Origin of the sequence: Pseudomonas sp. Y39-6 (assembly GCF_023651955.1) — a bacterium.
Lineage (GTDB): Bacteria > Pseudomonadota > Gammaproteobacteria > Pseudomonadales > Pseudomonadaceae > Aquipseudomonas > Aquipseudomonas veronii.
In genome coordinates this window covers 6,180,727-6,193,879 of sequence record NZ_CP069594.1, presented here as the reverse complement: position 1 = coordinate 6,193,879, position 13,153 = coordinate 6,180,727, and the positions used below count along the sequence as shown (strand labels likewise).

Annotated in this window: 14 protein-coding genes; 6 read left to right on the top strand and 8 right to left on the bottom strand. The window is 61.5% G+C overall.

Features of this window, described 5'->3' with window-relative positions; translation table 11 throughout:
* Nucleotides 1–12 precede the first annotated feature (12 nt).
* The 3 genes from JN756_RS28160 to JN756_RS28150 are packed head-to-tail and all read right to left on the bottom strand — an operon-like array spanning nt 13 to nt 2,339.
* Nucleotides 13–993 carry an alpha/beta hydrolase family protein gene (locus JN756_RS28160; RefSeq protein WP_201021575.1) on the bottom strand — a complete coding sequence of 327 codons (981 nt, stop codon included), beginning with the start codon at nt 991–993 and terminating at the stop codon, nt 13–15.
* Nucleotides 994–1,881: a KPN_02809 family neutral zinc metallopeptidase gene (ypfJ, locus tag JN756_RS28155; protein WP_017848295.1), complete on the bottom strand. Its 888-nt coding sequence runs from the start codon at nt 1,879–1,881 to the stop codon at nt 994–996.
* Between the two features lie 44 nt (nt 1,882–1,925).
* Nucleotides 1,926–2,339 carry a lipoprotein gene (locus tag JN756_RS28150; protein WP_046381968.1) on the bottom strand — a complete coding sequence of 138 codons (414 nt, stop codon included), beginning with the start codon at nt 2,337–2,339 and terminating at the stop codon, nt 1,926–1,928.
* Nucleotides 2,340–2,524: 185 nt separating this feature from the next.
* On the opposite strand from JN756_RS28150, the gene JN756_RS28145 reads away from it, so the two are divergent.
* Complete coding sequence (locus tag JN756_RS28145) at nt 2,525–3,403, top strand: DMT family transporter (RefSeq protein ID WP_017848293.1); 879 nt, start codon at nt 2,525–2,527, stop codon at nt 3,401–3,403.
* 1 nt (nt 3,404) lies between these two features.
* On the opposite strand, the gene JN756_RS28140 is transcribed toward JN756_RS28145, so the two are convergent.
* A complete protein-coding gene (locus tag JN756_RS28140) occupies nt 3,405–4,739 on the bottom strand; it encodes an MFS transporter (protein WP_046381969.1) in 1,335 nt (444 codons plus the stop codon).
* 210 nt (nt 4,740–4,949) lie between these two features.
* Here JN756_RS28140 and quiC point away from each other — a divergent pair, with 210 nt between their 5' ends.
* Both quiC and JN756_RS28130 read left to right on the top strand, forming a co-directional pair.
* Nucleotides 4,950–6,848, top strand: coding sequence for a 3-dehydroshikimate dehydratase QuiC (gene quiC / locus JN756_RS28135; RefSeq protein ID WP_201021574.1), 1,899 nt, complete (start codon nt 4,950–4,952; stop codon nt 6,846–6,848).
* A gap of 82 nt (nt 6,849–6,930) precedes the next feature.
* Entirely contained in the window at nt 6,931–7,596 is a 666-nt protein-coding gene (locus JN756_RS28130; protein WP_057005119.1) for a TetR/AcrR family transcriptional regulator, read from the top strand.
* Nucleotides 7,597–7,660: 64 nt separating this feature from the next.
* Here the strand turns inward: JN756_RS28130 and JN756_RS28125 are convergent, their stop codons facing one another.
* Both JN756_RS28125 and aroQ read right to left on the bottom strand, forming a co-directional pair.
* The gene (locus tag JN756_RS28125) at nt 7,661–8,509 is read right to left on the bottom strand and encodes a shikimate dehydrogenase (protein ID WP_046482177.1); all 849 of its coding nucleotides are present in this window, start codon (nt 8,507–8,509) and stop codon (nt 7,661–7,663) included.
* A gap of 5 nt (nt 8,510–8,514) precedes the next feature.
* Complete coding sequence (gene aroQ / locus JN756_RS28120) at nt 8,515–8,955, bottom strand: type II 3-dehydroquinate dehydratase (protein WP_017848288.1); 441 nt, start codon at nt 8,953–8,955, stop codon at nt 8,515–8,517.
* Nucleotides 8,956–9,228: 273 nt separating this feature from the next.
* On the opposite strand from aroQ, the gene JN756_RS28115 reads away from it, so the two are divergent.
* Together JN756_RS28115 and JN756_RS28110 are read left to right on the top strand one after the other, a co-directional pair.
* Nucleotides 9,229–9,657: a DUF4160 domain-containing protein gene (locus JN756_RS28115; protein ID WP_193040357.1), complete on the top strand. Its 429-nt coding sequence runs from the start codon at nt 9,229–9,231 to the stop codon at nt 9,655–9,657.
* The gene (locus JN756_RS28110) at nt 9,654–10,091 is read left to right on the top strand and encodes a DUF2442 domain-containing protein (protein ID WP_046381973.1); all 438 of its coding nucleotides are present in this window, start codon (nt 9,654–9,656) and stop codon (nt 10,089–10,091) included. The genes JN756_RS28115 and JN756_RS28110 overlap by 4 nt, the downstream gene beginning before the upstream one ends.
* Before the next feature lie 6 nt (nt 10,092–10,097).
* Here the strand turns inward: JN756_RS28110 and trmA are convergent, their stop codons facing one another.
* Both trmA and JN756_RS28100 read right to left on the bottom strand, forming a co-directional pair.
* Nucleotides 10,098–11,177 (bottom strand): tRNA (uridine(54)-C5)-methyltransferase TrmA, encoded by a 1,080-nt coding sequence (gene trmA / locus JN756_RS28105; protein ID WP_057005117.1) that lies wholly within the window; start codon nt 11,175–11,177, stop codon nt 10,098–10,100.
* A complete protein-coding gene (locus JN756_RS28100) occupies nt 11,174–12,469 on the bottom strand; it encodes an NCS2 family permease (RefSeq protein ID WP_017848284.1) in 1,296 nt (431 codons plus the stop codon). Before JN756_RS28100 ends, trmA begins: the two co-directional genes overlap by 4 nt.
* Nucleotides 12,470–12,691: 222 nt before the next feature.
* Here JN756_RS28100 and JN756_RS28095 point away from each other — a divergent pair, with 222 nt between their 5' ends.
* Nucleotides 12,692–13,138 (top strand): DUF4879 domain-containing protein, encoded by a 447-nt coding sequence (locus JN756_RS28095; protein ID WP_046381975.1) that lies wholly within the window; start codon nt 12,692–12,694, stop codon nt 13,136–13,138.
* Nucleotides 13,139–13,153: the final 15 nt, after the last annotated feature.

Below are 13,153 nucleotides of genomic sequence, written 5' to 3'. Positions count from 1 at the left end.
TTTCTGCAGGTATTACTGAGTGAACAGTGCCTTCTGCCCTTCAGGCGAAGTGAAGATCCCATCGCCGTTATGCCCAACCCCCGGCACTTCCACCAGCTTCTGGGTCAGTTGCGGGTGGCGCTGCTTGAGGTAGTCGAAATAGTTGTGCCCGCGAATCAGGCGGTACGCGCCCTGGGTCTCGGCTTCGCAGCTTTTATCCAGCGCCGGGTGGTTCGGGTCGGTGTCTTGCCGGCCCAGCAGGTAGGTGATGTCACGCGACACATAGGCCTGTTCCAGTTGCTCGGCGCTTTGCCCCTTGGCATAGGCGGGCAGGTGTTGCATGCCGTACTTCCAGTCATTGAAGCCAGGGCAGTCGGCGACCTTGAACGGCACCGGGCGCTGCGGGCTGAAGTAGGCGTAGGACGACGGGTTGGCCACCACATAGCGCAGGCGGATGCCCGCGCTTTGCAGGCTCGGTTGAGCATGGCCGGTGAGCGCGAAGCGCTGCACCACCTGGCCGCCGCCGGAATGGCCGGCCACCACAATCTCTTTCAGTGCCGGGAACACGGTGCGGTTGCCCAGGTGCTCGATAATCTGGTCCAGGGCGCCGTAGGAACTGACCTGGCCGGGGCCCGTGGAGGGCTCGCCGGCCATCCAGTCATTGCCGTTCCAGCGCAGCACTTGCGGGGCCAGGTGATGGCGTTTCACGTCCGAGTCATTGAGAAACTGCGGCGCGACCACCAGCGTCGTGCCGCCAACCCCGGCATGTTCGGCGGCGTCTTCAGCGCTCTGCAGGTAGGTCTGTGCGTTGCGCAGGCGACCATGCACGATGATCAACGCACGGGTGACGTTGGGCAGGGGGTTACTCCAGTCCTGGCTCAAGCCGAGGCTGAGGTCGCCGGCCGGCAGGTGAAAGCGCTCGGGGCTGACCGCCTTGACCCCCTGCTCGGCGGCCCAGGTGGAGGCGCTGCAGGCGACCAGCACACCCAGCAGCATTCGCAATCGCGTATTCATTTAAAGACTCTTGGCCGCGAAGGTGTCGCATTGAGTGATCTGGCCTTGGGCAAAGCCGGTCTTGAACCAACGCACGCGCTGCGCCGAGGTGCCGTGGGTGAACGAGTCCGGCACGACACGGCCCTGGCCCTGTTGCTGCAAACGGTCATCGCCAATCGCGTTGGCCGCATTCAGCGCTTCTTCGATATCGCCGGGTTCCAGCCAGTTCAGGCGTTTTTGCGCGCGGTTGGCCCACACGCCGGCAAAGCAGTCGGCCTGTAGCTCCTGACGCACCAGCAGGCCGCCGTCGCCTTGCATCTGCCGGCCTTGCTGGCGTGCAGCCTGGATCTTCGACGAGATGCCGAGCAAGGTCTGCACGTGGTGCCCGACTTCGTGGGCGATCACGTAGGCCTGGGCAAAATCGCCGGCGGCCTGGAAGCGTTGCGACATTTCCCGGAAGAAATCCAGGTCCAGGTACACCTGCTGATCCGCTGGGCAATAGAACGGGCCGCTGGCGGACGTGGCGCCACCGCAGGCGGAATTGACCCGGCCACGGAACAGAATCAGTTTCGGGTTCTTGTAGGCCAAGCCGTTTTCCTGGAACACCTGGGCCCAGGTGTCTTCGGTATCGCCGAGCACCGCACGGACAAAGTCGGTTTGCTCATCATTGGCCGGCGGCGCCTGGCGCGACGGGGTGCTCACCGAGGGCGCCTGCTCCAACTGGCCGGTCAATTGGCCGAGGATCTGCAGCGGGTCCTGGCCGGTCAGCCAGCCGATGCCGACGATCAACACAATCGCGGTCAGGCTCAGGCCCTTGCCGCCGCCAAAACGCATGCCACCACCACCACCGCCACTGTCATCGCGGGCATCCACCACGTTGTCGCTGCGTCGGCCTTTTTTCCATAGCATGGGGCAATCCTCTGTGTGCTAAGCGTGATTGATTATGGTCGTGATTAACGGCAATAGCCTTCGCCGGTGGCGACGATCAGGCAGTTCTTTTTATCCGCCAGCCACTTCAACCCGGTTGCCGCACCGTCACCGGCGCGCAGCTGTTGCGGGCCATCGGGGCGGGTGAAGGCGATGCCGTCTTCGGCCGCTTCACCTTTGAAGGTGCCGGCGGCGTCGGCGTCGAGGCCGTATTGCATGGTAAGAAGGTAGTGGCCACGGCCGATGCTGTCGTCCTTGGCGATGGTCAGGTGCAAGCCTTCGACGCCGATCCATTTGCCGACCCAACTGTCGGTGGGTGGGGTTTGCGGTACCAGGGTCGCTTGCACGGAAGGCGGCGCCGGTTTGGCGGGCGCCTTGGACTCTTGGTTGCACGCGGCGAGCAGGGCAAGGGTAGACAGAAGAAAGACAGTTTTTTTCATAGCGGCAAGGCCTTGGTTAAAAAGTGTGCAACGCCGGGGCGAACGTGCAGCGTTGGACTCGATTGCAGTGATTTAGTGCGCTGTTCGCACTGTGTTTGGTTATGCTCTTGGGGCAGACGCATGCCCGACTGCTAGATTAACGGGTTGAGTACCACCGCGTTCAGCCCGCCACGCAAGAGAATTCAATGACTGTCAGCACCCCACTTTCCGGCGTCAACCATCCCTTCAAAGGCATTCTGCTGATTGTGGTGGCGACTTTTCTGTTCTCCAGCCACGACGCCTTGTCCAAATTCCTGGCCGGGTTCTACCCGATCGTGATGGTGGTGTGGGCGCGTTACCTGGTGCATACCTTGTTGATGGCCGGGATTTTCCTGCCGCAATCGGGCTTGCGCGTGCTGCGCAGCAAGCGGCCAGGGATGCAGGTGGTGCGGGCCTTGTGCCTGTTGGGCACCAGCCTGTTTTTTACCGCCGCGCTGCATTACATCCCGCTGGCGGAAGCCACCGCAGTGAACTTCCTCGCGCCGATCCTGGTGACGGCGCTGTCGGTGCCTCTGCTCGGTGAACACGTGACGCGTGGCCAATGGCTGGCGGTGATCTGCGGGTTTGTCGGGGTGCTGGTGATCATCCACCCGGGCGGTGAACTGTTCACCCCGGCGGTGCTGCTGCCGCTGTGCTCGGCATTGTTCTTCTGCTTCTACCAACTGCTCACGCGCATCCTCAGCCAATACGACACGCCCACCACCAGTAACTTCTTCGCCGGCCTGTGCAATACCTTGGTGATGAGTGCGATGGTGCCGTTCTTCTGGCAAGTGCCAACCCTGTGGCACGGCGTGTTGATGCTGGCGTTGGGCACCTGCGGGATGACCGCGCACTTGCTGCTGACCCAGGCCTTCCGCTTCGCGGCGCCGGCCTTGCTGGCGCCGTTCGGCTATTGCCAGATCGTGTTTGCGGGCGTGTTGGGCTGGCTGGTGTTTGCGCATACCCCCGACTTGACCACGGTGGTCGGCATCGGGGTGATCTGCATGAGCGGGTTGGCCGCTGCCTGGCAGCAGCGGCGGCGCTGAATCAGGCGTCGACCCTGGGAATCTTGCGCGGTGCCATGAAGTACATCCAGGTCAGCGCGATGAAGTACATCGCCGGGATCAGGGTGAACAGCACGGTGTAGTTGTTGTTCGTCACGGTCAGGATGTGGCCGACAATCTGGGTCATGAACATGCCGCCGATGGCCGCGCACATGCCGCCGAAGCCGAATACCGTACTCATCATGTGCTTGGGCGTGTAGTCCATCACCAGGCTCCAGATGTTGGCGGTCCAGGCCTGGTGTGCGCCAATCGCCAGGGAGATGGCGAACACCGCGACCCACAACTGGCTGGAACCGGCGGCCATGATCACCCCGATGATGCAGCAGGCGAACAGCAGCATCGACAGCAGCCGCGCCTTGATCGAATTCATCCCGCGGCCGATCAGGAACGACGACAGAATCCCACCGCCCACGCTGCCGAAGTCGGCGGTCAGGTAAATGATGATCAGCGGGATACCCATCTGCGTGACATTGATGCCCAGGTTGTATTGCTGGTTCAAGAACGGCGGCAGCCAGTACAGGTAGAACCAGAACACCGGTGCGGTCAGCGAGTAGGCGATGGCGAAGGCCCAAGTGCCGCGCATGCGCAGGATACGGCTGAAGGGGACGCGGGGCTGTTCCGGTTCGACTTCCCGTTGCACGTAGTCCAATTCGGATTGCTTAACCGTCGGATGCTCTTCCGGGTTGTAGTACTTCAAGCCCCAGAACAGCAGCCAGATCCCACCGAGTGCCGACATGCACAGGAACGCCGCTTGCCAGCCCCATACGTGCAGGATTAACGGCAGCAGCATCGGCGTCATCATCGCGCCGACGTTGGTACCGGCGTTGAAGATGCCGGTGGCCACTGCGCGCTCGCCGGCAGGGAACCACAGGCGGGTGGTCTTGACGCAGGCCGGGTAGTTGGCGGCCTCGGTCAGCCCGAGGATAAAGCGGCAAACCATGAAGCCGACGGCCGAGGTGGCCAGGCCGTGGGCGCCGGTAGCCACGCTCCACAGCAGCACCGCGCAGAAGAACACGCGCTTGACACCTACGCGGTCGATCAGTCGGCCTTGCAGCACAAAGCCAATCGCGTAGCCGACCTGGAACCAGAAGTTGATGTTGGCGTAGTCCATCGCCGTCCAGCTCATTTCTTTGGCCAGGATCGGTTGCATCACGCCGAGGGCGGCGCGGTCGATGTAGTTGAGTGTGGTCGCGAAGAACACCAGGGCCAGCATGCCCCAGCGAGTTTTACCGACGGCCATTGCACCGCGGATCTTGTCGCCGATGCCGGCGTGCGGGTTGGCCGGGCGCGCAGCCAGGACTGAGTTTTGCGAAGGCATGAGGGTTTACCCGTTTTTGAAATTTTTATGGTGTGTTCTGGGTTTTGTTACGGAATCGATGGTGCGCAGTGGCTAAAAAATCGTCAATTCGCCAATGCCCATTGTGTTCGATAATCGCCCTGAAAACTAACTGGTTCGTACATTTCAATTGCTGCATTAGGCTAGGGGGCGAATAATTTACTGTAAATAACAATTGCCGGGAGTCGCCCCATGCAACGTTCCATCGCCACTGTTTCCTTGAGCGGCACCCTGCTGGAAAAGCTCGAAGCCATTGCTGCCGCCGGGTTTGATGGGGTCGAGATCTTCGAGAACGACCTGTTGTATTACGACGGCAGCCCGCGGGAAGTCAGGCAAATATGCACTGACTTGGGCCTGGCCATCACCTTGTTTCAGCCATTCCGCGACTTTGAAGGCTGCCGCCGCGACCGTCTGGCGCGCAACCTGGAGCGCGCCGAGCGTAAATTCGACCTGATGCACGAGCTGGGCACCGACCTGGTGCTGGTGTGCAGCAACGCCTCGGCCGATTGCGTGGGCGATGAACGTATTCTACTCGATGACCTCAGCCTGCTCGCCGAACACGCCGGCCGCCGTGGCTTGCGCATCGGCTATGAAGCGCTGGCCTGGGGCCGGCATGTGAACACCTGGCAGCAGGTGTGGAACCTGGTGCGTCAGGTCGATCACCCGAGCCTCGGGGTGTTGCTCGACAGCTTCCACACCCTGTCGCTCAAGGGCGACCCGAGCGCCATCGCCGAGATCCCCGGCGACAAGATCTTCTTTGTGCAGATGGCCGATGCACCGATCCTGGCCATGGATGTGCTGGAGTGGAGCCGACACTTCCGTTGCTTCCCCGGCCAAGGCGAATTCGACCTGGCGGGTTTTCTCGCGCCGATCATCAAGAGCGGCTATACCGGGCCGCTGTCCCTGGAAATCTTCAACGACGGCTTCCGCGCCGCACCAACCCGAGCCAACGCGGCGGACGGCCTGCGCTCGCTGCTCTACCTGGAAGAGAAAACCCGCCAACGCCTGGCGCAAGAACGCCCTGCCGCACCGCTGGATATTCTCTTCGAAACCCCGCCCGCCAGCGAATACGACGGCATCGAGTTCCTTGAGTTTGCCGTGGACGAAAACCTCGGCGCCAAGCTCACCCAATGGCTGGAGCGCCTGGGCTTCGTCAAGGCCGGCCAGCATCGCTCCAAGAGCGTCAGCCTGCTGCGTCAGGGCGATATCAACCTGATCCTCAACTGCGAGCCCTACTCCTTCGCCCACAACTTTTTCGAGGCGCATGGGCCGTCGCTGTGCGCCACCGCGATTCGGGTCAAGGACAGCGCCAAGGCCCTGGAGCGGGCGGTGGCCTACAAGGGCCAGCCGTATCGTGGCCTGGTCGGGCCGAATGAGCTGGAATTGGCGGCGGTGCGCGCGCCGGACGGTAGCCTGATTTACCTGGTGGACCCAAGCGAAGGCGTATACGACACCGATTTCAATCTGCAACCGGGCGCTGCCACCAGCGGCGGGCTTTTGCGCATCGACCACATGGCGATGGCCTTGCCTGCCGACAGCCTCGACAGCTGGGTGCTGTTCTACAAGAGCTTGCTGGATTTCGAGGCCGATGACGAAGTGGTGCTGCCTGATCCGTATGGCCTGGTGAAAAGCCGTGCGCTGCGCAGCCGTTGCAGCTCGATTCGTTTGCCGCTGAATATTTCCGAAAACCGCAACACCGCGATTTCCCACGCGCTGTCGAGCTATCGCGGCTCGGGTGTGCATCACATTGCCTTCGACTGCGCGGATATTTTCGCCGAAGTGCGCCGGGCCAAGGAGGCGGGTGTGCCGCTGCTGGATATCCCGCTCAACTACTACGACGACCTGGCGGCGCGCTTTGATTTCGACGACGAGTTCCTCAGCGAGCTGGCGTACTACAACGTGCTGTACGACCGCGACGCCCAGGGCGGTGAGTTGTTTCATGTGTACACCGAGCCGTTCGAAGGGCGGTTTTTCTTCGAGATTATCCAGCGCAAGCATAGCTACGCCGGCTACGGTGCGGCCAATGTGGCGGTGCGTCTGGCGGCGATGGCCAAGTCGCGCAGTGGTGCGGTACGCCAGGCACGGTTGTGACGGCAGGGCCGGTGCTTCCTTCGGGGCGCGCCGCGGCCCATAATCGCGGCCTGCACAATAAAAAAACGGCCGTGAGCGCACCATGACCTTGACTCCCGATCTCTCCGCAGTGTCAGACGCACCGCGCAAGAGTCGCAAGAACAACCCGGAAAAGACCCGCGAAAACATACTGCAAGAAGCCATTGTCGAGTTTGTTCAGCAGGGCCTGTCCGGCGCTCGCGTGGATGCGATCGCCGAGCGTATCCACACCTCCAAACGCATGATCTATTACTACTTCGGCAGCAAGGAGCAGTTGTACGTCGAGGTGCTGGAGAAGCTCTACGGCGATATCCGCAACACCGAATCACGCATGAACCTCACGGCCCTGGAACCGCGCGAAGCGATCAGTCGGCTGGTGGAATTCACCTTCGATCACCACGACCGGAACGTGGATTTCGTGCGTATCGTCTGCATCGAAAATATCCACAATGCCGAGTACGTGAAGCGCTCCGATTCAATCAAGGCGATGAACAGCAACATCCTGGACGCGCTGGGCACGACCTTGCGCCGTGGCGCCGAAATGGGGCTGTTCCGCGAGGGGCTGGAGCCGCTGGACGTTCACCTGCTGATCAACTCATTCTGTTTTTATCGCGTATCCAACCGCCATACGTTCAGTGAGATTTTTCAGATCGAACTGTCGGACAAGGCCGTTAAGCAGCGGCATCGACAGATGATTTGCGAGTCGGTGCTGCGTTACCTGCAAACCTGAGGTTGGCGCGGATTCACGGTGGGAGGGGCAAACTCCCTCCCACATTTGGATGCGGTTTCGGCCGTCAGCTCTTCATGCTCTGGAAGTGCGCCAACATCCTGTGTGCATCCGGCACTACGCCACTGAACAATTCGAACGCCTTCACCGCCTGAAATACTGCCATGTTGCCGCCATCCAGAGTGCGGCAACCCAAGGCGCGGGCGTTGCGCAGCAGTTCGGTTTCCAGTGGGAAATACACGATTTCCGCGACCCACAATTGCGCGTGCAGCAAGGCCGGTGGCACGGGCGTGCCGGGCAGTTTGGCCATGCCCATCGGCGTGGTGTTCACTAACCCGTCGGCCTCGGCCATGGCGTTTTCCAGATGGGTGCCGACCTGGGCCCGTCCCGGGCCGAAACAGTGTGCGAGGTTATCCGCCAGGTCCTGGGCACGGCTGGCGTCCACGTCGAAAATGCTCAAGTGCTCAACGCCTTCCGCCAGCAGCGCATGGGCCACCGCCGCGCCTGCGCCGCCGGCACCCATCTGGACCACGCGTCGCCGAACGACATCCTGCAAGTTGCGTCGGAAACCTTCGGCGAACCCCAGGCAGTCGGTGTTATGGCCGATGCGTTTGCCCGCTTTGAACACCACGGTGTTGACCGCCCCAATGCCCCGGGCCTCGTCGGACAATTCATCGAGTAAAGGCAGGATCGCCTGCTTGCACGGGTAGGTAATGTTCAACCCGGTGAAGTTCATCTGCTCGGCGGCCTGCAGCAGGTCGGGCAGGGCATTGATGTCCAGCTGCAGCGGTTCCAGGTCGATCAGGCGATATAGGTAGCGCAGGCCTTGGGCGTCACCTTCCTGTTCATGCAGGGCGGGCGTGCGGGAGGCCTGGATGCCGGCGCCGATCAGGCCGGCGAGGACGCGCGGTTTCATCGGGCTCATCCTTTCACCGTGCGGCTGAAATGTTCCAGGGCCAGGTGATAGCCGTGGCTGCCAAACCCGGCGAGTACCGCCTTGGCGATGGGCGACACGAACGAGTGATGACGAAACGGCTCGCGCGCATGCACGTTGGATAAATGCACCTCGATCACCGGCACTTCACTGGCCACCAGCGCATCGCGAATCGCCACCGAGGTGTGGGTCCAGGCCGCCGGGTTGATCACGATACCGGCGCAACGGGCGCGGGCGCCGTGAATCCAGTCGAGCAATTCGCCTTCGTGGTTGGTTTGGCGAAATTCGATGGTCAGCCCCAGTTGCTCGGCACTGCGGCCACACAGCGCGGCGATGTCGGCCAGGGTTTCATGGCCATAGGTGGCGGGCTCACGGGTGCCGAGCAGGTTGAGGTTGGGGCCGTTGAGCACCAGCACGATGGGCGGCATAAGGGGATCTCCACAGTTATTGTTCGTTGTGCGGATAAAATGTACTGAATGGTTAATTTGGTCAATCGATGGCGGTAGATGTGTTCGATTATCGAACCGTTAATCAGTGAGACCGGGCATTTCCAGGTGCTGCCATGAGTCGTTACAAGACCGTATTCGACGGTTTGCCCGCCGTTACTACGCTGTGAAAAACGCCCTGATCAAGGAGCCGGTTGTCGGGTGATGTATGGAAAAGTGTTACCCGGCGGAAAATAACCTAACGGATGGGTTAAGATGAAAATAGGCACATACAAAGGACATGTGATTGCGGTGTTTCTCAGGGATGAGCATTGCCCGCCTCACGTGCATGTCAGGGGAAAGCAATGGGATGCGCGTTTTCGTTTCAGCTTTCTGGATGGGCGAGTGGAGCTTTGGGATGTAGACCCCGAACGGCGGCGGCCACCCCCCGGGATTCTGGAGGGCATTCGCCAGACGTTGATGCAGCGACACGTCCTGGCTCGTGTACGAAGGATCTGGTGGGAAAAACTGCAAACGGTTTGCCTGGAGAACCATTCCTGGGATTGGGACGCCGACGAGGTGGTGCCGGGGTTGATCATTCGGCGTGGCGTCTATGTGATTGCAAACGCCCGACACGATGTGGCGGGGCAGCGAACCCTTTTGAATCTGGTCAGGGCGCCAGATTGTGTGGAGATTGATCTATGAAAATCGTAAAAGCCAAAACTTTGCCCGATGTACCGATCACTGAGGCCGATATCGATAAGGCCATAGTGCGGGGGCGCAAACTGAAGCGTGTGTACGCCAATGCCTGCTCGGTGCGTTACGAGGATGACTGCATCTCCATCGGCTTCAGCGATGGCAGTCGCATCATGTTGCCGGTGGCCGGTCTTCCGGAGTTCGAAGGGTTTTCCGCGCAGGACTTCGAGCAATTGGAGGTCGGCTTTGGCGGCAAGGCGCTGTGCTGTGAAGCCCGCGACCTGCATGTTTCCATCACCGGCCTGATTGCGACCAGCCAGCCCTTGATGGATCTGGCCGTGAGCCTGGTGGCGTCGCACAACGGCCGTAAAAGCAGCGCGGCCAAATCCGCCGCCGCCCGAGCCAATGGCAAGAAGGGCGGTCGGCCGCGCAAGGAACCGTAAGGGAGGTTATCGACGGGTCAACAGCACCCCGGACTCCATATGGTGCGTCCATGGGAACTGGTCGAACATCGCGCATTGGGTAATCCGGTGCGTGTCATGCAGTTGCGCAATGTTCGCCGCCAGGGTTTCCGGGTTGCAGGAGATGTAGAGGATGTTGTCGAAGCGCCGGGTCAGTTCGCAGGTGTCCGGGTCCATGCCGGCGCGCGGCGGGTCGACGAAGACGCTGCCGAATTCGTAGCTTTTCAGGTCGATGCCGTGCAGGCGTCGGAACGGGCGCACGTCGTTCAGCGCTTCGGTGAGTTCTTCGGCGGAGAGGCGCACCAGGGTGACGTTATCCACTGCGTTTTCATCGAGGTTGCTCAAGGCTGCGTTCACCGAGGTCTTGCTGATTTCGGTGGCGAGCACGTTGCGCACGCGGGTGGCCAGCGGCAGGGTGAAGTTGCCGTTGCCGCAGTACAGCTCCAGCAGATCGTCCGGGCGATCGCCGAGTGCGTCGTATGCCCAGTTGAGCATCTTCTGGTTCACCGCCCCGTTGGGCTGGGTGAAAGCGCCTTCGGGTTGGCGATAGCTGAAGGTGCGGCCACCGACGTCGAGTTTTTCCACCACGTAGTCATGGCCGATCACATCGCGTTTGCCCTTGGAGCGGCCGATGATGCTCACGTTCAAGTCGGCGGCCAGCTGGTTCGCGGCGGTGTGCCAGTGCTCGTCCAGCGGGCGGTGATAGCACAGGGTGATCATCGCGTCGCCGGCCAGGGTGGTCAGGAACTCCACCTGGAACAGCTTGTGGCTCAGGGCGGCGCTGGCTTGCCAGGCGGCCTTGAGCTGCGGCATCAACTGGTTGATGCGCTGGCTGGCGATGGGGAACTCGTCGATCAGAATCGGCGTGCGCTTGTCGTCCTGGGAGAACATTGCGTAGTGGCGTTCCCCCGCTTCGCGCCACAGGCGGAATTCCGCGCGCAGGCGGAAGTTCTGCAGGGGCGAGTCGAAGACCTGAGGTTGTGGCGCGTCGAACGGTGCCAGCAGGTCACGCAAGCGCGTGACCTTGTCTTGCAGTTGAACGGTGTAGCTTGCGGCGTCAAAAGTCATGCGTTGAACCAGCCCAGCTTGATCACAAACAGAATCGACAGAATCACCAGCGCCGGGTTCAGCTCACGGTAGCGGCCCGAAAGCAGCTTGATGGCGGTCCAGGCGATGAAACCGAAGGCGATGCCGTTGGCGATGGAGTAAGTGAAGGGCATCGCCAGGGCGGTGATCACCACCGGCGCTGCAACAGTGATGTCATCCCAGTCGATTTCCGCCAGGCCCGAGGTCATCAGCACGGCCACGAACAGCAACGCCGGTGCAGTGGCGAAGGCCGGTACGCTGGAGGCCAGTGGCGAGAAGAACAGTGCCAGCAGGAACAGGATCGCGACCACGACCGCGGTCAAACCGGTGCGGCCACCGGCACTCACGCCCGCGGCGGATTCGATGTAGCTGGTGGTGGTCGAGGTGCCCAGCAGCGAACCGGCCATGGCGGCGGTGCTGTCGGCGATCAGCGCACGGCCCATTTTCGGCATGTGGCCATCCTTGTCCATCAACCCGGCGCGCTTGGCCACGCCGATCAGGGTGCCGGAGTTGTCGAACAGGTCGACGAACAGGAACGCGAAGATCACGCTGACCAGGCCGATGTCCAGCGCGCCCTTGATATCCAGCTGTAGGAAGGTCGGGGCCAGGGACGGTGGCATCGAGGTCACGCCGCCGAACGGGGTCACGCCGAGCAGAATGGAGACAATGGTCACCGCCAGGATGCCGATCAGCACCGCGCCGCGTACCGCCAGGGCTTCCAGCGCGACGATCAGCGCGAAACCGAGGGCGGCGAGGATCGGTGCCGGTTGTTTCAGGTCGCCCAGGCCGACCATGGTGGCCGAGTTGCTCACCACGATCCCGGCGTTGTGCAGGGCGATCAGCGCCAGGAACAGGCCGATACCGGCAGCAATCGCCGAGCGCAGGGGCAGGGGGATGCTGTTGATGATCCATTCACGGATGCGGAAGATCGACAGCATGAAGAACAGCACCGCCGAAATGAACACCGCCCCCAGCGCCACTTGCCAGGTATGGCCCATGTGCAGGACCACGGTGTAGGTAAAGAAGGCATTGAGGCCCATGCCCGGCGCCAGCGCGATCGGGTAGTTGGCGATCAAGCCCATCACGGTCGAACCGATGGCCGCTGCCAGGCAGGTGGCGACGAACACTGCGCCCTTGTCCATGCCGGTTTCGCCGAGGATGCTCGGGTTCACGAACAAAATGTAGGCCATGGCCAGGAATGTCGTGATGCCCGCGAGGATCTCGGTTCGCACGTTCGTGTTGTGTGCTTTGAGTTGAAACAGCTTTTCCAGCATGCCTGCTCCCTGTGACGCTATGTTGCGTCGTTATTTGTTGACCTCTAAGTCAAAGCACAAATTGCGCCAAGCGCCTGTGGTTTCAGAGAGGATCGGAAAAAGCGGCGCATCATACCAGCAGCCGAGGCCGTGTGGCGCACGGGCTTGGCTTTGTGGCGCATGGCTGTGAATCATGGCCTTGAGGCATACTGCGCCGATGTTTAATTCAGGGTCATCGACAGCATGAAAAAAGCCAACCCGTGGAGTCTAGCTCTGATCGCTTGTATCAGCGCGTGGTTAGGCGCGGCACCGGCGTGGGGCGCGACTGCACCGGCCTTGAGCGAGGTGCGGGTGTTCAAGGTCGAGTCGGCCGGGTGTGTGGAAACGATTCCGGAGCGCTCCCAGAGCACACAGATGTGTACGCACCGTGGGCCTACCCAGGTGTCGGTGATGGAGGTTGGCCTGGGCAACAACCCGATGGGTCGCTTCAATGGCGCAGTACTCAACGGGCAACGCACTGCGGTGTGCCAGGTCGGCAACGTCAGCCAGGCCTGCAATGGCGCGGGCACGTTGATGGGCTACATCTATGTGTTCGACCTGAACGTCGAAGCCCAAGGCTGGTTCGAATACAGCAACACGTCGATCAACGCGCCGCGAAATACCTTGAATACCCAGCTCAATATCCGCTGATCAATGGCCCTGAAC